The sequence below is a fragment of the Methyloceanibacter sp. genome (assembly GCF_050999895.1).
Classification (GTDB): Bacteria; Pseudomonadota; Alphaproteobacteria; order Rhizobiales; family Methyloligellaceae; genus Methyloceanibacter.
This window is the reverse complement of the sequence record NZ_JBPCOU010000049.1, coordinates 1-17940: the sequence shown is the minus strand read 5'-3', so window position 1 is coordinate 17940 and position 17940 is coordinate 1. Positions and strand designations below refer to the sequence as shown.

Genomic DNA, 17940 nt, shown 5'->3' with positions numbered 1-17940 from the left:
GCGGGGCTACTCCGCGCGGGCGCGCCGCGGCGCTGTATGCTCGTGAGGCTTCCGGGCAAATTTCTGCACCACCACGTAGAACACGGGGGTGAAAATCAGCCCGAAAATCGTCACCCCGATCATGCCGAAGAACACGGCCGTACCTAGGGACTGGCGCATCTCGGCGCCCGCCCCCGTGGCTATGACCAGGGGCACGACACCAAGAATAAAGGCGAATGACGTCATCAGGATTGGGCGCAAACGCACGCGCGCGGCTTCCGTCGCCGCCTGGAAGCGATCCTCGCCATGCTCCTCGTTCTGGCGCGCAAACTCCACAATCAAAATCGCGTTCTTCGCGGCGAGCCCGATGAGCACCACAAAGCCGATCTGAGCGAGAATGTTCACGTCCATGCCGCGGAGAAGTAGCCCGCTCACCGCGGCGAGCAGACACATGGGCACGATGAGAATAACCGCGAGCGGTAAAGCCCAACTCTCATATTGCGCGGCGAGAAGGAGAAACACAAAGACGACGGACGCGGCGAAGACGAAGATCGCGGTGTTGCCCGCCTGCTTCTCCTGATAAGCGAGCTCGGTCCATTGATACGCGTAGCCGTCGGGCAGGTTCGCGTTCGCCAGGCGCTCCATGGTCTCGAGGCCATAGCCTGTGGAAAACCCCGGCTTAGTCCCGCCTTGCACGGCTGCGGCCGGGAACAGGTTGAAGTGCTCGACACGATACGGACCCATGATGTCGCGGAAGGATGCGACGGAGCCGAGCGGCACCATCTGTCCCGCGGCGTTGCGGGTTTTCAACTGCGCAACGGAATGGAGGTCCTGGCGGAAATCGCCGTCGGCTTGGGCCATGACGCGATAAGTGCGCCCGAGGAAATTGAAGTCGTTGACGTATCTCGAACCGAGATAGACTTCAAGCGTCTGGAAGATGTCGTCGGTGTTGACCCCGAGCATTTCCGCGCGCACGCGATCGATGTCGGCATAGATTTTCGGCGTGCGTGTGTTGAAGGTCGTAAAGACCCCGGCGAGACCAGGTTCTTGAGCCGCCGCTGCCACGATCGACTGAGCCACCTCTTCAAGCTGGGCCAAGTCGCCGCCATGGGTGTCCTGCACCTCCATTTTGAAGCCGCCCGTCGTGCCGATGCCGCGTACTGGCGGTGGAGACACGCTGATGACGAAAGCGTCCTGGATCGCCGCAAACTTCTGATTGAGGCTAGCGATGATCGCTTGGCCGCTTTCTCCCCGTTCCGCGCGTTCCTTGAAAGGATCGAGCGGAGTGAAGACGACCGCTGCATTGGGCGCACTGGTGAAGGTCGCGCCATCGAGCCCGACAATCGGCACGGCGTGGGCAATGCCTGGGGTGTCGAGGACGATCTTCGTCACTTGCCTTGCAACCGCATCGGTGCGGGACAGCGATGCCCCGGGCGGCAGCTGGATAATATTGATCAGATAGCCGAGATCTTGCGCTGGAATGAAACCCGTTGGGGCGGCCCTGAACTGGAAAACTGTCAGGCCAATCAAGCCCGCATAGACAATAAGCATCAGAGCCGAAACGCGAACCAGTCGCGCCGTCATCGCGCCGTAGCGAGAGGACGTCCATTCGAAGGCGCGGTTGAACCCATTGAAAAAGGCCCTGATCGGGCGCGTGAAAATGCTTCGCCGCGCCGGCTCGGCCTCGTGCGGCTTGAACAAAAGCGCGCATAAAGCCGGACTTAGGGTCAGCGACACGATGAGCGAGATAATCGTCGCGGTGGCAATGGTAACGGCGAACTGGCGGAAGAACTGGCCGAGAATGCCGCTCAGGAACACCGAAGGGATGAACACGGCGGACAGCACGAGCGCGATGGCGATGAGTGCCCCGCCGACTTCCTCCATGGTTTTATACGCCGCTTCCCGCGGAGAGAGACCTTCACGGATATTGCGCTCGACATTCTCCACAACGACGATGGCGTCGTCCACGACGATACCGATCGCCAGCACAAGCCCGAACAAAGAGAGATTGTTCAGCGAATAGCCGAGCGCGGCGAGGACGGTGAACGTCCCGATCAGCGATACCGGGATGGCCACGATCGGAATGATGGAGGCGCGCCATGTCTGCAAGAATAGAATGATCACGACCACCACGAGGATGACAGCCTCGATCATGGTCGTGAGCACCGCATCCACGGACTCGGAGATGAAAACGGTGGGGTTGTAGACAATGTCGTAGCGGAGCCCTTGCGGAAAGGACTTGGAAAGGTCTGCCATGCTGGCCTGGACGGCGGCAGCGGTCTGAAGCGCGTTCGACCCCGGGCGCTGAAAGATGCCCATCGGGATGGCCACCTTCTCATCCAGATAGCCATTGCGGTGATAGTCGGCAGCGCCAAGCTCCACGCGCGCGATATCGCTCACGCGCACGACGCGGCCGTCACTTTGGGACTTCACGATGATCCTGCCGAACTCGGCAGGATCCGCGAGGCGCCCTTGGGTCTCCACATTAAGCTGGAACGCCCCCGGCTGGGGCACGGGCGGCTGATTGATGACACCTGCGGCGACCTGCACATTCTGGCCGCGCAGCGCGTTGATGACGTCGCCGGCCGTCAGATCGCGGATGGCAAGCTTCTCGGGATCGAGCCAGATGCGCATGGAATAGTCACGCGCACCGAACACCGTGACGTTGCCCACACCGTCGATACGGGCGAGCACATCCTTCACGTGCAGTGTTGCGTAGTTCGAGATGTAGAGCAGGTCGCGGGAATCGTCCGGCGAATACAGATGGATCACCATCATGAGGTCGGGAGACTGCTTCACCACGGTGACGCCGATGGACCGCACCTCTTCCGGCAAGCGCGGCTGGGCGATCGCCACGCGGTTCTGCACCAGCACCTGCGCGGTATCGAGGTCGGTGCCGAGCTTGAAAGTGACGGTCAGGGCCATGTTGCCGTCGCTCGTCGACTGCGACGTCATGTAGAGCATGTCGTCGACGCCGTTCACTTCCTGCTCGATGGGTGTCGCCACGGTCTTGGCGACGATGTCGGCGGACGCCCCCGGATACGAAGCCGTCACCTGAATGGAAGGCGGGGCAATATCGGGATATTGCGCCACCGGCAGACTGAAATAGGCCACGCCTCCGACCAGCGTGATCAGGATAGAGATCACGGCCGCGAAAATCGGGCGGTCGATGAAGAAATGCGAGATGTTCATGGGGCTTTGCCGGAGGGCGCTGACCCCGATCCTTCGACCTTGCCTTGCTCGGGCGTGACTTTCTGGCCGGGCCTGGCGCGCAGGAGGCCATTTATGATCACCTGATCGTCCGCGGTGATGCCGGAATGGACGACACGCAAGCCGTCGTCGGTAACGGGGCCGAGCTCGACCGGCTTCGGCACCACCGTACCGTCAGCCGAAAACGTGAACAGCATTTTGGTGGATTGGTCGGTTACAACGGCTGCGTCCGGCACAAGTATGGTTGGACGGTCTTGCGACATTGGCACGCGAACGCGGCCGAACTGTCCCGGGGTGATGAAGAGATCAGGATTGGGGAACGCAGCACGCACGCGGATCGTGCCAGAAGAGCGGTCATACTGATTGTCGACAAAATCGATGGTGCCTTTCAGGGTCCACGACTTCTCGTCCATCAGCTGACCCTGAACCTGGACGAGATTATCCCGCGGCGACTTGATCTCGCCCTTCGCCACCAGCCGCTTATAGGTCATGCCGTCGCCTTCGCTCACGTTGAAGGTCAGCCAAATCGGATCGAGCGAGACGATCGTCGTGAGCAGAGTCGTGTTCCCCGTGATGCCGCCCATCACGAGATTGCCGACGCTGACCTCATGCCTGCCCATGCGCCCGGAGACCGGCGCCGTGACGCGTGTGTAGTCCAGATTGAGTTGGGCTTGATCGACCGCCGCCTTGGCCGAATCACGAGCCGCGGTCGCGATGCTCACCTGCGCGACCCGCTCGTCATAGGTCTCCTGGGTGGCGTATTCATTCTTGCGCAGCTGTGCCGTCCGATCGAGCTGTGCCTTCGAAAGATCGAGCTGCGCCTCCGCTTGGGAAAGCTGGGCCTTCGCTGTCTGCAAGGCGAGCTCAAATGGCTTGGGCTCGATGACGAAGAGGAGATCTCCCTTCTTGACGATCTGGCCATCGGTGAAATTGACGGATTCCAGATAGCCGCTGACGCGAGCCCGGATCTCGACCGCCTCCCGCGCCTCGAATTGGCCGGTGAAGTCGCTCCACTCCTGCATCTCGCGCACGAGGGGCTTGGCCACCGTCACGGCCGGCGGCGGAGGTGCTGCGGCGGTCGTCGGCTCGGTTTGCCAGAAACCCCAGTAGCGGTAGCCAACCGCCGCCAGCGCCACGACGAGCAAAAGAAGGACAACCAGACCCATTCCCCGCCGGCGCGCAGGCGCGGGAGGCGCGGCTGTCGTTTGCGCCTCTCTCTCCTCAACGGACCGATCTGGCGCGGCGTCCGGACCGCGCGCCGCTGTCTCCTCCGACGGCGGCTCGGCCTCGTCCTCCTCGCCGCGTGACGCGCGTCGGGAGGAGCCGTTTCGGTTGCGTTTTTCGGTCATGAAGGCTGCCTTGCGACCGGCTGCTGGGATGGGAATCGATGCGCCAGCTTACTCTGGGAATGCAGGGGCGCAAAATGATGCCACGTCGCAGCAACGCCCAATTTTTAGCCAGGTTGCTCGGAGGGGACAGAAAAGCGAACTGGGTGCGCTTAATCGCGGCAATGTGACGCCCAGGATCAGACCTCGATCTTGGCGTGTCCGCGCTCACCATCGAAGGTGATGAGAGTCCGCATCTCGGGATTGCCTAAGCCGACGCACATTGGCGCACCGACACCGGGAAAGAAGGCTCTGTCAAAAAGCTCGCGCACCGCACCCTCGAAGCGGATCCAATGCATCATGTCCCCATTGCGCGTATCGATGATGTAGGCGCCGCAGCGAGGCTCACCGTCGCGACTCTGGATATTGTCCCCGAGCTCGAGACCTTTGAAGCGACGTCGCGACGAGCGCATAGCCCCGCCAGAATGAGAGACCGCGGGCAAAGCCCGGACAGAGAACCACCTGCTCCATTCGCTGCGAAGAATCGAGCTCCCCAAGGACTTCTGGGGGCAGGTCGTGGACGCGATCAACCGGAAGGCACCACAAGGCGACGTCAAGGATGCGATCTTCACAATGCACGACGATGTCGCCGATTATCTGCTTAAGCAGGCTGAGTAGGCGTGCGGCGCTATATCCGCCCAGACACCAACACCGCGCCGGTCCGGTCTCGCTAAGTGGGCTGAGACCAAGACCGCGCGGCCTCCAGCGGAAATCTGAGCTGGGATGATAAAAATCCGCTATTTCAGCGGCGGGCTGGCCACCGGCGGAAGCGGTTCGGTCATGACGGCGGAGTTGTGATGAAAGCAACCGCCGAGGCCGACACAGCCAGCGATAATCGTGAACGCGATAATGAGACGCATGATATCCCCCTATGTATTGTCTCCCGTTTACGCCTAGCAAACGCGTTGGGCACCGATTGGTTCAAATGGTGCTCAAAATGAGATTCTGAGTTTATCGGGGACCGAGATTGGCGGCTCAGCGAAGAGCTGCACCGGAATCTTCAAGTAGCGAACCCCGTTGGCTTCCGCGGGGGGAAGCTTGCCAGCGCGGATATTCACCTGGATCGATGGCATGAGAAGGTGCGGCGCGGCGAGATTCGCATCTCGGGCTTCCCGCAGGTCCGCGAGCGCGTCTTCGCTGATACCGTCTCTAGCATGCGGATTGTGCGCACGCTCCTCCGCAACCGTCGTCTCCCATGCGTAGTGATTGCGCCCCGGCGCCCCTGGCCTCAGCCACTGGGTATAACATTCAAACCAAGGGACGACTGCGGATCCCAAACACCGCAACCGCGCCTTTGCCCTTGATCTCCAACTCGCCGAGCGCCTCGCCCTGGAAGACTGATGCCAGCTGCTCCCAGATGTGGCTTGTTGCGGCTACGCTCCCCGGGACGCTCATGCCGACCATACGGGCGGCCACATTGACCGTGTCACCCCAGATGTCGAACTGGTAGCGCTCCTGACCGACCACGCCGGCAACGACAGGCCCGGCATGAACGCCAACCCGCACCTCCCAGTCGAGATGAGCATCGATCAAGGTGGAGGACATTTCGAGGCCGCAGCGAACCGCCGCGCCCAACGGATCGTCGACCTTGTTCAACAACCCTGCGGCCGCCATGAAGCCATCGCCGATCGTCTTGATCTTCTCCAGCCCATGCTTGGCGGCAATGCGCTCGAAAATGACGAAGAGTGCATCGAGGCGCGAAACCACGTCCTCCGGCTCATGCTTGTCGCAATAGGCGGTGAAATTGGTCACGTCGCAGTGATCATGAAGGATGGCAAAATCTACAAGAACACGGTGCTGAATTAGAGGGTGTCCAAACGTTCAGTTCAGTCGAATCGAACGCCGTTTGTGGATCGTGCCAGCGTCGTGTGAGATTATAGCCAGCCCACGGGTCCGTATTTTCCAGCTGCGAACCAACGTTAGAACAGCAACGGGACGTCGTCTTCTTCTTTCCGGTCGAACAGCCGCGATGGACTTGACGTGCAAAATTAGCGCAGGGGTAAGCCATGATCAGGATTCCAACTTGGCCGATCGTGCTTGTTGCGGTCAGCCTCCCCGCCGTGGGCGGCGCGGCCATCTCCGCGCAGGATAAGTACGCTGTGCAAGTGCCAGATGGGCTCGCGTTCTCCGAATTCAGGGGATACGAAAACTGGCAGGTCATCGCCGTCAGTCAGACCGGAGACCTGCTCGTATTGATCCTCGGCAATCCCGAGATGATCGCGGCCTACCAGGCTGGCGTTCCCGGGAACGGCAAGCCTTTCCCCGACGGCGTCAAGATGGCGAAGATCCATCGGAACGCAAAGAAGAGTGCGGAAGCCCCCGCTCCGACGATAGTCCCGGACACCCTGCATGACATTGATTCATGGTGAGGGACAGCAAGAGGTGCGCGGAGGGCGGCAACTGGGGATACGCCCAGTTTAACTATGACGCTGCGTCCGACACGTTCACGCCCCTAGGGACTGGCGCGAAGTGTGGAGTCGCGTGCCATACGATAGTGGCGGCAAAGGATTATGTTTTCACGGCTTATCCGAGCGGTAGGCGGTAAGAATGACATCAGCCGACGATGTCGACTATTGGCACAAAAAGCTTCCGCCTATTTCTTCAGCAAGCAGCTCGAGTAGGGGCCATCAGGATGACCGGGTTTCGGCCTTGCAAGCGCGCCGAGATCGGGCCAATCTCGGCTCCGAGTTTATCCGGTGGAACGATGCTGAACCCGTCCAGGCCGTCCGCCGAGTCCCCTATTCTCCAAGTCCGCGGTCTGGCCCGAACCTTTGGCGGCATTGTTGCCGTCAAGGACTTCAGTGTCGACGTATATGCAGGCTCGATCCATGGTCTGATTGGGCCCAACGGCGCCGGCAAAACGACCACCTTTAATGTGATTAGCGGCTTCTACGCTCCGTCCGCCGGCAAAATTATTTATCTGGGACGAGACATCTCGGGCCATGAGACCAGCGCGCTCGCGGCGATTGGCTTGATCAGGACGTTTCAGGGCGCGACGCTGTTCAACCAGCTGAGCGTGCTAGACAATGTCCGCGTCGGCTGCCACGGCGGAGCCAAAGCCAACCTCTTGCGCCGGGTTTTCGGACGTGACCGCGCCACAGAAGCAAAGGCCGACCGCAAGGCGCGGGACATCCTCGACTTCTTTGGCCTGCAAGCGCTGGCCGACGAGTTCGCCACAAACCTGCCGCACGGCCACCAACGCGCGCTGGGCATGGCCGTGGCGCTCGCCGCGGAGCCGAAGCTCCTGCTGCTCGATGAACCGTTCACCGGGATGAATCCCGAAGAGACAAGGCGGATGGCGGGACTTGTACGGCGGCTGCGCGACGAACAAGGCGTGACGATCATGTTGATCGAGCACGACATGCAAGCGGTGATGGGCATATGCGAAACCATCACCGTCATGAATTTCGGTACGCTGCTGGCTCAGGGAACGCCAGAAGACGTCCGCGCCAACCGGTCGGTGATAGAGGCGTATTTGGGAAGCCCGGGCGATGCTGCTTGAGATACGGAATCTCCACGTCCACTATCACAAGGTGGCGGCCCTCAAGGGCATCGATATCACCGTACCCAACGACGGCATCGTCACGATCATCGGTGCGAACGGCGCAGGCAAAAGCACAACGCTGCGCGCAATCTCGGGGTTGGTGCCGATCAGCCAGGGAGAAATCGTATTTTCCGGCAAGCGCATCGATAGGCTGGCGCCGGAGAAGATCGTTGGGCTGGGAGTGGCCCATGTTCCCGAAGGTCGCCGCGTGTTTCCGAACCTGACGGTCGAGGAGAATTTGCGCTCCGGCGCATTCCTCCGGTCCGACAAGGCAGCGATCAACGCAGATTTCGATGACGTAGTCCGCCACTTCCCGCGCCTCAAGGAACGCCGCAAGCAGTGGGCGCGATCCCTTTCCGGCGGGGAGCAGCAGATGCTCGCCATCGGCCGGGCGCTGATGTCGCGGCCAAAAATGCTGATTCTCGATGAGCCTTCGATGGGCCTTTCGCCGGTGATGGTGCAGGAGGTCGCGCGCATCATCCGCGATATCGTCGAGCGCGGCGTGCCGGTGGTGCTGGTCGAGCAGAACGCGGAGATGGCGCTCAGGCTTGCTCGATTCGCCTATGTGCTCGAGACGGGCAGCATCGCTCTCAAGGGCCCCGCGCATGAGCTGCACGACAACGAGCACGTCAGGCGGGCTTATCTCGGTGGTTGAGACCTGGAGCTCCAATGACCTGCTGGCGGCGGGCTGGCGCGAGGCGGACCTCGACTGGGAGCGCGCGGCGGAGCACGCTGCCGAGGCCCTCGCAAGCGGTGACCTGCTACGAGCGAAGGAAGAGACGGGTCGGGCGCTACGGCTTGCGCGTGAAGCATTCGAGACGGGCGATCCCCGTCTAGGCACGAGCCTTGCGAATTTCGGCTTGTGTCTCAGCCTGTCGGGCGATGCCAACGTCCTGCCTCTTTACCGTGAGGCCTTCGAGGTCTGGCGTCGTGCCGACAGGTGGATCTCGCAGATGGACGCGCCCCGCGTCGCGCGTAGCTCGCTATTTCATATGCGCATGGAAATCCTGCACCGCGATATTTATCGGGCGCGGTGGCAGGAGCGCTGGGAGCAGATGGCCGCTGAGGCGACCTCGCGGGTCGAGGCGGTGCATGGCGCGGCTCAGGCGCTCCCGCTCGACGCTGCCTACCATTTGGCTCGCTGGCGTCGCGAGCGACCAGCCATGCTGAACGATACACGCAAGCTTATGGCAGCCGCCTACCTGCTTCTCGCCCCTGCCCCAGCCGATGCGCGCTGATGGGCTATTTCGCCAGTTGCGCGGCGACATCCCGTCTCTGCCTCCAGGCAACAATCCATTCCCGGATCTTGGGTCCGAGGCCCTCAAGCCCGTTGGGTAGAAACAAGATGAAGAGGATCAGGATCGCGCCGTAAAACATGGGACGCATCGCATCCATCCCAAGCCCGCGCAGCACAACTTCGTTGAGGATGGTCAATACGACGACGCCGAGAATCGGGCCGTAGAACGTGGCAGTTCCCCCGACGATGGCCCAGATGAGGACGTAGACCATCTCTTCCACGCCGAAGCGGTTGGGATTGACGGTGCCGACATAGTGCGCATAGAGAGCGCCTGCGAGCCCAGCAAAAAAAGCCGAGACGACGAAGGCCAGCATCCGATAGCGAAAGATGCTGACGCCGACGGACTCGGCGAGCTTGTCCTGCCAATGGATGGCGTGAAAAGTCAGGCCGATGCGCGAGTGCTCGACGCGATAAAGAACAACGAGAGAGACGGCGACGACGATCAAGCAGAGAAAGTAATAGTTCACCGGGTTGTAAAAACTGACCGACAGCGCGTCGATATCCGGAAAGGGCGGGATAAGCTTGATCCCCTTCGGCCCGCCGAACAGCCAGGTCAGTTCACTCCATTTCCAGATCAGACGGATAACCTCCCCAGCCGCGAAGGAGCCGATCAGGAAGTAAAAGCCCTTCATGCGAAACAGCGGGAAGCTCAACAGGGCGGCGAGCAACGCCGCGCTCGAGGCTCCTATCAGCACCGACAACGACACGGGCAGACCGAGTTTTTTCGAGACGAGTGCCGAGCTGTAGGCACCAACGCCCATGATCACCATATGCGCGAGCGACCATTCGCCGGTGAGCGTCAACAGCCGGTAGCTCGTCACCAGCAATATATTGATGACCAGAAACACGAGGATCTCCTGCTGCGAAAGGGAGAGCAGCCGGGGGAGCAGGATCAGGCAGCCGACGATCAGGACAATGCCAAGCGTCCAAGCCAACGTCTTGCTTGCTGCGGCGCGCTCAAGCACGTTCCTTGGCTCCAAACAGGCCGGTCGGCTTGAGGATTAACACGACCAGCATCAGGAGCAGGCCGACGATGTTGGCGAGAGTGCCATCGTAGATCGTCGTGACGAAGGTGTTCACGAATGCATAGAGAATGGCTGCGAGCACGGCGCCTTCCAGCGAGCCAATGCCGCCGACGATGATGATGATGAATGCGGTGATGATCACCGGGTGGCCCATATAAGGGGTCGGCGCGACGAGCGGCGCGGTTAGGGCGCCAGCGACGCCGGCAAGGGCGGCCCCAATGAACATCGCAAGCCGCGCGGTGTTGTTGATCGACATGCCTTGCAAAGCCGCCGCCTCGCGATCTTGGGCGCAGGCGCGCAATGCCCAACCAAACTTGCTGTTCCGCAAGAACAGCCATAGCGCGGACAACAGCACGACCGTGGCGACGACCACGTAGAGCCGCTGATAGGTGATTACGACGCCATCCCCGAACACGATCTTGCCCTGGGTCGACGGCGGGACGTGCTCCATCTGCACCCCAAACTGGAGCACCGCAAGCGTCTGCAGGATCAACAGGAATCCAATGGAAGCGATCAGGCCGCCGAGCGGATTGTCGCGCAAAGGCCGCAAGAGGCCGTATTCCATGAGAAGGCCAAGCATGCCGACGAAGACGAGACCGACGACGACGGATAGGAAGAATGGAAATCCGCTCTGCGCGTAGAGCGCGACGACGGCGTAGGCGCCGGCCATGTAAAGCTCGCCATGCGCGAAGTTGATGACCCCCATCACTCCAAAGATGAGCACGAGGCCCACCGCGATGAGTGCCATATAGCTAGCGGCATAGGTGGCGTTCACGACTGTCTGGAGAAAGAGATCAAGGGTCATCCAGAATTCCCGCGCTGACGCCTCGCAGTGAGTTGCGGACACTGTGCCGTCTTGGTCCGGGTCATGGCATGACACGACCTGCCATCGTCCCCTGACCGGGAGTGTTTGACTTGACCGGGCTCGCTACAATCGCCGGTGATGCTGCGAAAGCGTCCGGTCAGGTGCGCTGGGTATACATCTGATTGAGGGCGGTCATGTGCTTGACCAGCAGATCCTTGTTCTTTCCCCACCACTCCAGGATCGATTTGTACTCCTTGATCCTGGCCTTCCCGTCCTCGATGACGACGACCGGCCAATAGCCGACAAGCGCATTGTCGATGCCGAAGAGCTCTTTACCCCACCACTCGGCTTCGCCGAAAATGTGTTTACCCTTGCCGCCTGCCTTCATGGCTGTGAGCACAGCCTCTGGTTCGGTCGTGCCGGCCTTCTGCGCCGCATCGGACCACAGGTCCATGATCGAGGAATATTCCCACGACACCGCGCTCCACTCGCCGGCGCCGAACCGCTTCTTGTATTCCTCGTAGAAACCGTTCGGGTCCTTGAAATTGATCTGCGGCTCGTTGAGCGCCGGGTCGTCGAAATCCGGAAACTGAAATACGAAACCCTCCATGAACTCCTTGGAGGTCTTGTCGATCATCTTTTGATAGAAGTCCGCCGTGCAGGAGATGATCGTGCCTTTGAAGCCTTGCTGGAAGGCCTGCTCCGTGAGCGGATGCACGTAATCGGCATAGCAGGTATCGAGGCAGACGATGTCGGGCTTGGCCGCCAGCATCTTCGACATAATCGGCGCAAAGTCGGTGGTCGCGGGATCGAAGAAGATCGGGTCGCCGAGGACCTTTATACCCGCGGCCTCGAAGGCTGCCAGATAGGTCGCCACCGAAGGCTTGCCGAGCGAGTCATCCTGGGCGCAGATGACAGCGGTCTTGAGATCGGGCTTGGTTTTCGCAAGCCACTCAACACCCGTGACGTTGTAGATCGGATGCACCTCGCAGGGCGCGACCAGCATTTTGGTTTCGGGCGTCAGATCGCTGGGCAGAAGCGTCGAGACGAGCATCTTCTCCTTCGCCGCCACAGGCGAAGCACCCGGCCAAGGATCGCCGCCAAGCATCATGATGAACTTAACTTTGTCCTCGCCGATCAGCTTGACCGCGCCCGTGCGTGCGATGCCAGGGTCATATTCGTCGTCATAGGCGACAAACTCGACCTTATAGTTTGTGCCCCCTACGGGGATGCCGCCTGCCCCGTTGACCCGATCGGCCCAGATATGCAGGCCGTCAAGACCGGGCTTGCCCCAGGCCGCGACCGCGCCGGTCAGTGGCGCGAGGAACCCGATCTTTACAACCTCATCGGCGCCGAAGGCGATTTTCGGCATCGACACGCTGGCCATCAACGCAGCGGCGGCAGTCGTTGAGAGAAACTCGCGGCGGTTCATTGCGCTTGGCTGGAAACTGTTCGTCATGAAGACCCTCCAAATCGAACGGGCGGCCGACCGCGACCACGGGCGAACCGGTTGACTGTGTTGCCCCGTTCCGCCGCCGTTAGGAGGGCAATGAGATTGAAAGCTTAAACCGGTTTTCGACCCCTGGACAAGTCTAAGTAGAGCCGACAATGTTGTAATATCTGACGGCTGACATCATACGAGCGAGGGAGTGCAGGTATGACCCGAGTTGCGGTCATTGGAGCGGGCCCATGCGGACTTAGCCAGTTGCGGGCTTTCGAACAGGCAAAAAGCAACGGTGCCGAAATCCCCGAGATAGTTTGCTACGAGAAGCAGGCAGATTGGGGCGGGTTGTGGAACTACACCTGGCGCTCCGGCCTGGATGAGAATGGCGAACCGGTGCATTGCAGCATGTATCGCTACCTATGGTCGAACGGACCGAAGGAATGCCTCGAGTTCGCAGATTACACGTTCGACGAACATTTCGGCCAGCCCATACCCTCCTACCCGCCGCGTGAAGTGCTCTACGATTACATCGTAGGACGGGCTAAAGCTGCAGATGTCAGATCTTGGATCCAGTTCTCGACGGTGGTGCGCGGGGTCAACTACGACAAGGCCTCGGACAAGTTCTACGTAACCACCGAGAATTTGAAGGATCACACGCTGCATACCGAATTGTTCGATTACGTCGTCGTGGCGACGGGGCATTTTTCCGTGCCGAACGTACCGCAGTTTCCGGGCGTCGAGACCTTCCCCGGCCGCGTTCTCCACTCGCATGATTTCCGCAGCGCCAATGAATTTACCGGCAAGGATCTCCTCGTCGTCGGCGCCAGCTACTCGGCGGAGGACATCGCTCTGCAATGCCATAAGTACGGCGCCAAGTCGGTGACCATGTGCTGGCGAACGCAGCCGATGGGATTCAAATGGCCAGAGACGATGGACGAGCGTCCGCTGCTGACCAAGATCGAAGGCAAGACGGTCTACTTCAAGGACGGATCGTCGAAAGACTTTGATGCGATCATGCTGTGCACGGGCTACCAGCATCACTTCCCGTTCCTGACGAGCGAGCTGAAGTTGCGCACGTATAATCGCATGCATCCGCCGCATCTTTACAAAGGCATCATGTGGATGGACAACCCGAAGGTGATGTATCTCGGAATGCAGGATCAGTTTTACACGTTCTCGATGTTCGACGCGCAGGCGTGGTATGCGCGCGATGTCATCCTCGGCCGGATCAAGCTGCCCTCGAAGGAGGAGATGGCGAAGGACGATGCGGCCTGGGTGAAACGCGAGGAGGCCTTGAAGGACGCTTTCGAGAAGATCGACTTCCAGGCCGACTACGTGCGCGAGCTATGCGCCGCTACGGACTATCCGAAATTCGATATCGACATGACGGTCGCAGAGTTCAAGGAATGGGAGCACGACAAGGGCGACTCGATTGTCGGCTACCGCAACAAGGCGTTCAAATCGCCCTGCACCGGAACCATGGCCCCGACGCATCACACACCTTGGCTTGAAGCAATGGACGATTCCATGACGGCTTTTCTTGCGGTCAAAGGCGACCAGGCCGCAGCGGAATAGGCGATCCGATACGTTTCAGGCGCGCACGCGAGTCTTTTCCGGATCGTAATGCGGAAAGCGCACGACGCGCGCCGGCAGCCGCTTCTGCTGCCCGTCGAGCTTGCCAACCTCCAAACATGTTCCGAGCTCTGCGTGCACCGCATTGATGCGGGCCAGCGCGATAGTCTTGCCCAGGATCGGCGAGCGCGTGGCGCTTGTGACCACACCGACTTGCGCCCGCCCACTATGGATGCAGTCGCCATGCGCAACGGTCTCTTCGCCGTCCATCTCAAGGCCGACCAGAACGCACTGCGGATGCGCCTTGCGCTGAACCAGCGCCTCGCGGCCGATGAAATCGTCATTCTTCGAGTGTAGGGGTACCGTGAAGCCGATCCCCGCCTCGAACGGATCGGTCTGATCGCAGAATTCGTAGCCGGCAAAGGCGAGGCCGGCCTCGATGCGCAGGATGTCGAGGGCCTGGAATCCCAACGGCATCAACCCATGCGGCTCGCCCGCCTTCCACACCGCATCGAAGACAGCGAGCGCGTCGTTGGGATGGCAGAAGATTTCGTAGCCAAGCTCGCCGGTGTAACCTGTGCGCGAAACCACCACCGCCGGGCCGTCAAAGCCGCCGATGCGCCCTATGGTGAAGCGGAACCAGCCGAGCTCTTGCAGCGTCGGCTGAGACGGCGGGGTCCAGACGACGTCACGCAGAATGTCGCGGCTTTTCGGTCCTTGCACGGCAATGTTGTGAAGCTGCTCGGTGGATGAGCGAACCCACGCCTTGAGACCCAACCGCTCTGCCAGCTCGCGCAGCCAAATGCCGGCGTAGTCATCGCCGCAGATCCAGCGGAAATTGTTGTCGCCAAGCCGGTAGAGCGTGCCGTCGTCGATCATACCGCCATGCTCGTAACACATGGCGGTATAGACGACCTGACCGACGGACAGCTTTCGGACATTGCGGGTGAGCGCATATTGCAGCAGAGACTCCGCATCGGGGCCAGTGACCTCAAACTTCCGCAACGGCGACAAATCCATTATCGCCGCGCGCTCGCGGCAAGCCCAGTATTCGGCCACCGGCCCCTCGTTGAAGCGGGTTGGAAGCCAATAGCCCCGATATTCGGTGAGGTGGCGCGTCAACGCGGCGAAGCGGGGATGAAACGCGGTTTCGCGCGTAAGCTTCGGCTCTGCATCGGGCGTCATTCTGTAGGCCACCCCTCTGGAGAAGCTTTGCTTGTCGGAATAGGTGCGCACATGGATGTCTGTGGGATCCCAGCCATTCGCCGGATCGATGTCGTCGGGACAGGCCGACGAGACGCAGACCACATCGGTGACCGCGCGCAGCAGAACATAATCGCCGGGGCGCGACCAGGGTTCGTCGAGATAGAGCACATTCCGGTCGTCGATGCCGGTATTGTAAAAGAAGTTGAGCGCCATCCAGCCCTTGCGCGGGGCGATGCTGTAAGGGGCGAGCTGCGCATTGAAATTGTCCGTGCAATTGACATGGCCCGGATAGCCCTGGGCATCGTAATAGCGTGCACTGCAAGCGAGCGCGAAGGAATCATGGCGGCCAACGGTGTCGCGAACCACCTCGACAAGCGGCTGCATGTCTTGATCGAAAGCTTTCGCGAACAACCCGGGAAGCGGATAGCTCTGGCCCAGCATCGAGCGCGTGGTGGTGACGTCAAGCGGATGCTCCACTCCCTTGTCGAGCTTGCGCGCAGAGAAGCATTGAAAGTCGGTGCATTGGCGCCCCGCAACGTCGATGATCTGAATGTATTCACCCGCGCGCACGAAGTAGGCTTGAGCCGTCGACCTCGCGACTCGAATGTCGTGTAGCGGGTCGGCGAGAGGCTCCGGCAGAGGCAATTCGTTGGCCGGGAGAATGCGGCCGCGGAGGATGTGAACACGGATCGAGGTCGCTGTATCCTGCGAGCCGGAGTCCATCGGTTGACCTGGGGCGGCGACGATCAGTAAGCCGTCGCCCGAGACGGCGAATTCGGCATCTTCTCCGGCCCGAGACTCGCCTCCGAACAGCATGACGGCTTTGGCGGAAGCAAGGTCGATGCCACGACGCTCCAGTCCCGAACGCACGGCACGCGCGCTCTCGCTGTCACCAGTCAAGATCTGTTTGAGGCCGCGTGCATCGCCCTTGCCTGCGATGCCAAGAATGGCGAGATCGGTAACGCGGGCAGCATCGACGCTGACGACTTCGCAGGGCTGCATGCCTTCGAGGTCGATGAGCCGCACCCTATCTCCGGCATAAATCGGCACCGCGATCGCGCCACCGCCAGGCACCTCATAACGCTCCTCGCCACGTGCGAGCGCTGGCACCCCCAGGCGTATCACGGCCGAGGGAAGCGGCGGTCCTACCCGGACAATCTGGTCGGTTGGAACATTCATAATGCATTCCGTCGGCCTATTTAGGAAGCGCTACGCTAGCGATGGCCCTGGCCCGTATCAAGGGCGATTGGCAAGTGGAGGCGAGACGTTCTGAGGACACCAGTTCGACCCATCAGCCGGGTCTCGCCGTTTGTGAGGTCTCGTAGTTCGTTGTCTGTTAGGCGGCTGTCGTTAGGCGCGGAGAATGGGGCTCTGCTTCGCCAGTCTACTGGCACTTAACCGACGTTGATTTTTCCGCGGTGCATCCCGGCGCGTGTGTTCCACCAGGGTCGCCTCCTCCGTTCCGGACATCTCCGATTTTGAAAACACATTGATTATCCGTGTCGCCGTTGTGACGGCAGGTATCTTGCTAGTGCCTTTTGTGGTGATGCAGCTCACCGATCAAATGAGTTGGGATGGCGCAGACTTTGTCATCATGGGTATCTTGCTTTTCGGCGGTGGGCTTGCGATCGAATTTGCCCTTGGGAGTCTTCGCAAGCCGACACACCGAGCCATTGCAGGACTGATTATCGCCGCACTCTTTCTCCTGGTTTGGGCGGAACTCGCCGTAGGCGTCTTCGGAACTCCGTGGGCAGGGTCTTGAGGACTCCACCCAGACTAACTAATTGAAATAATGGTGCCCAGGGGCGGATTTGAACCACCGACACGCGGATTTTCAGTCCGCTGCTCTACCAACTGAGCTACCTGGGCATCCATGGGACCGGCTCTGTAAGCCAATAAACGGCCGGTACCCGGAAAGGCATTGGCTTATAAGAAATCGTCGCGGCCCTGTCGAGACCGCCCAAAGTACAGATCGTCGGGTCCTTTTACGGCGCGCCTGCCAAGCCGACTGCAACATCGGCTTTTCATTGGACAAGAGCCGCGAACATTCGCTTCTCCAGTTCGACGATGAGATCATCAAGTCACGGCAATGACCGGCGATCAAGAAGAGCGAGCCACTCGTTTCATTCCTCGTCGTCCTCTTCTGTCCTCGTCGAGACGGGCTCGCCGGGAACGGCGTAGCGGCCGCCGAGCCAGCGACCGAGATCGATATCGCTGCAACGCTTTGAACAGAATGGACGGTAGCCGGCGTCCTGAGGCTTGCCACAGATCGGACATTTGCCGGCCTTGACTGCAGCCGGCCGTGTCGCGGGCGCGATAGCCTTGCGGCGCGACGACAACTTCACTCGGTCTCGATCTCGGTTTTGTTGAGCCAAAACATGCTCACGGGATAGCCCTCGCTCCGCAGCAGCGCCGTGGTCTCGGTGAGCGGCAGCCCCACGATATTGGTGTAGGAGCCGACCAGCTTCACCAC

General features: G+C 60.6%; 16 protein-coding genes, 1 tRNA gene and 1 pseudogene. 7 read left to right on the top strand and 11 right to left on the bottom strand.

From position 1 onward, the window contains the following. Positions 1–6 precede the first annotated feature (6 nt). The 4 genes from ACR2J1_RS04840 to ACR2J1_RS04825 form a co-directional block, all read right to left on the bottom strand. A complete protein-coding gene (locus ACR2J1_RS04840; RefSeq protein ID WP_434018209.1) occupies positions 7–3171 on the bottom strand; it encodes an efflux RND transporter permease subunit in 3165 nt (1054 codons plus the stop codon). Continuing rightward, positions 3168–4538: an efflux RND transporter periplasmic adaptor subunit gene (locus tag ACR2J1_RS04835; RefSeq protein ID WP_434018208.1), complete on the bottom strand. Its 1371-nt coding sequence runs from the start codon at positions 4536–4538 to the stop codon at positions 3168–3170. The genes ACR2J1_RS04840 and ACR2J1_RS04835 overlap by 4 nt, the downstream gene beginning before the upstream one ends. Before the next feature lie 176 nt (positions 4539–4714). Further along, positions 4715–4987, bottom strand: a complete 273-nt coding sequence (locus tag ACR2J1_RS04830; protein WP_434018207.1) for a DUF4915 domain-containing protein — start codon at positions 4985–4987, stop codon at positions 4715–4717. A gap of 835 nt (positions 4988–5822) precedes the next feature. Further along, positions 5823–6326: an adenylate/guanylate cyclase domain-containing protein gene (locus ACR2J1_RS04825; protein WP_434018206.1), complete on the bottom strand. Its 504-nt coding sequence runs from the start codon at positions 6324–6326 to the stop codon at positions 5823–5825. Between the two features lie 254 nt (positions 6327–6580). Between ACR2J1_RS04825 and ACR2J1_RS04820 the strand changes: the two genes are divergently transcribed. From ACR2J1_RS04820 to ACR2J1_RS04800, 5 genes are all read left to right on the top strand, one after another. Beyond that, positions 6581–6943, top strand: a complete 363-nt coding sequence (locus ACR2J1_RS04820; RefSeq protein WP_434018205.1) for a cytochrome P460 family protein — start codon at positions 6581–6583, stop codon at positions 6941–6943. Continuing rightward, the gene (locus ACR2J1_RS04815; protein WP_434018204.1) at positions 6937–7119 is read left to right on the top strand and encodes a cytochrome P460 family protein; all 183 of its coding nucleotides are present in this window, start codon (positions 6937–6939) and stop codon (positions 7117–7119) included. Before ACR2J1_RS04820 ends, ACR2J1_RS04815 begins: the two co-directional genes overlap by 7 nt. A gap of 159 nt (positions 7120–7278) precedes the next feature. Continuing rightward, the gene (locus tag ACR2J1_RS04810; RefSeq protein WP_434018203.1) at positions 7279–8076 is read left to right on the top strand and encodes an ABC transporter ATP-binding protein; all 798 of its coding nucleotides are present in this window, start codon (positions 7279–7281) and stop codon (positions 8074–8076) included. Next, entirely contained in the window at positions 8069–8773 is a 705-nt protein-coding gene (locus tag ACR2J1_RS04805; RefSeq protein ID WP_434018223.1) for an ABC transporter ATP-binding protein, read from the top strand. Before ACR2J1_RS04810 ends, ACR2J1_RS04805 begins: the two co-directional genes overlap by 8 nt. Beyond that, positions 8724–9356 (top strand): hypothetical protein, encoded by a 633-nt coding sequence (locus tag ACR2J1_RS04800; protein ID WP_434018202.1) that lies wholly within the window; start codon positions 8724–8726, stop codon positions 9354–9356. The genes ACR2J1_RS04805 and ACR2J1_RS04800 overlap by 50 nt, the downstream gene beginning before the upstream one ends. A gap of 4 nt (positions 9357–9360) precedes the next feature. Here ACR2J1_RS04800 and ACR2J1_RS04795 read toward each other — a convergent pair whose 3' ends face one another. The 3 genes from ACR2J1_RS04795 to ACR2J1_RS04785 form a co-directional block, all read right to left on the bottom strand. After that, positions 9361–10380 (bottom strand): branched-chain amino acid ABC transporter permease, encoded by a 1020-nt coding sequence (locus ACR2J1_RS04795; RefSeq protein WP_434018201.1) that lies wholly within the window; start codon positions 10378–10380, stop codon positions 9361–9363. Then, a complete protein-coding gene (locus tag ACR2J1_RS04790; RefSeq protein WP_434018200.1) occupies positions 10373–11245 on the bottom strand; it encodes a branched-chain amino acid ABC transporter permease in 873 nt (290 codons plus the stop codon). Before ACR2J1_RS04790 ends, ACR2J1_RS04795 begins: the two co-directional genes overlap by 8 nt. A 157-nt stretch (positions 11246–11402) precedes the next feature. After that, on the bottom strand, positions 11403–12704 hold the full coding sequence (locus ACR2J1_RS04785; protein WP_434018199.1) for an ABC transporter substrate-binding protein: 1302 nt from the start codon (positions 12702–12704) through the stop codon (positions 11403–11405). A gap of 198 nt (positions 12705–12902) precedes the next feature. Between ACR2J1_RS04785 and ACR2J1_RS04780 the strand changes: the two genes are divergently transcribed. Continuing rightward, positions 12903–14264, top strand: a complete 1362-nt coding sequence (locus ACR2J1_RS04780) for an NAD(P)-binding domain-containing protein (RefSeq protein WP_434018198.1) — start codon at positions 12903–12905, stop codon at positions 14262–14264. A 15-nt stretch (positions 14265–14279) separates the two neighbouring features. Here the strand turns inward: ACR2J1_RS04780 and ACR2J1_RS04775 are convergent, their stop codons facing one another. After that, on the bottom strand, positions 14280–16646 hold the full coding sequence (locus ACR2J1_RS04775; RefSeq protein WP_434018197.1) for a DUF1989 domain-containing protein: 2367 nt from the start codon (positions 16644–16646) through the stop codon (positions 14280–14282). 253 nt (positions 16647–16899) lie between these two features. On the opposite strand from ACR2J1_RS04775, the gene ACR2J1_RS04770 reads away from it, so the two are divergent. Beyond that, entirely contained in the window at positions 16900–17229 is a 330-nt protein-coding gene (locus ACR2J1_RS04770; RefSeq protein ID WP_434018196.1) for a hypothetical protein, read from the top strand. 31 nt (positions 17230–17260) lie between these two features. Here ACR2J1_RS04770 and ACR2J1_RS04765 read toward each other — a convergent pair. The 3 genes and pseudogenes from ACR2J1_RS04765 to ACR2J1_RS04755 form a co-directional block, all read right to left on the bottom strand. After that, positions 17261–17336, bottom strand: a tRNA-Phe gene (locus ACR2J1_RS04765). Between the two features lie 254 nt (positions 17337–17590). Further along, on the bottom strand, positions 17591–17812 hold the full coding sequence (locus tag ACR2J1_RS04760) for a DNA gyrase inhibitor YacG (protein ID WP_434018195.1): 222 nt from the start codon (positions 17810–17812) through the stop codon (positions 17591–17593). Beyond that, a pseudogene (locus ACR2J1_RS04755) lies at positions 17809–17940 on the bottom strand (septum formation inhibitor Maf); the annotation flags it as partial. The pseudogene ACR2J1_RS04755 and the gene ACR2J1_RS04760, both read right to left, overlap by 4 nt.

What these genes read in the sequence shown, in the direction of transcription:
- ACR2J1_RS04840 (WP_434018209.1), bottom strand. Translation starts at nt 3,171, where the DNA reads ATGAACATCTCGCATTTCTTCATCGACCGCCCGATTTTCGCGGCCGTG.
- ACR2J1_RS04835 (WP_434018208.1), bottom strand. Translation starts at nt 4,538, where the DNA reads ATGACCGAAAAACGCAACCGAAACGGCTCCTCCCGACGCGCGTCACGC.
- ACR2J1_RS04830 (WP_434018207.1), bottom strand. Translation starts at nt 4,987, where the DNA reads ATGCGCTCGTCGCGACGTCGCTTCAAAGGTCTCGAGCTCGGGGACAAT.
- ACR2J1_RS04820 (WP_434018205.1), top strand. Translation starts at nt 6,581, where the DNA reads ATGATCAGGATTCCAACTTGGCCGATCGTGCTTGTTGCGGTCAGCCTC.
- ACR2J1_RS04815 (WP_434018204.1), top strand. Translation starts at nt 6,937, where the DNA reads ATGGTGAGGGACAGCAAGAGGTGCGCGGAGGGCGGCAACTGGGGATAC.
- ACR2J1_RS04810 (WP_434018203.1), top strand. Translation starts at nt 7,279, where the DNA reads ATGCTGAACCCGTCCAGGCCGTCCGCCGAGTCCCCTATTCTCCAAGTC.
- ACR2J1_RS04800 (WP_434018202.1), top strand. Translation starts at nt 8,724, where the DNA reads ATGAGCTGCACGACAACGAGCACGTCAGGCGGGCTTATCTCGGTGGTT.
- ACR2J1_RS04790 (WP_434018200.1), bottom strand. Translation starts at nt 11,245, where the DNA reads ATGACCCTTGATCTCTTTCTCCAGACAGTCGTGAACGCCACCTATGCC.
- ACR2J1_RS04785 (WP_434018199.1), bottom strand. Translation starts at nt 12,704, where the DNA reads ATGACGAACAGTTTCCAGCCAAGCGCAATGAACCGCCGCGAGTTTCTC.
- ACR2J1_RS04780 (WP_434018198.1), top strand. Translation starts at nt 12,903, where the DNA reads ATGACCCGAGTTGCGGTCATTGGAGCGGGCCCATGCGGACTTAGCCAG.
- ACR2J1_RS04775 (WP_434018197.1), bottom strand. Translation starts at nt 16,646, where the DNA reads ATGAATGTTCCAACCGACCAGATTGTCCGGGTAGGACCGCCGCTTCCC.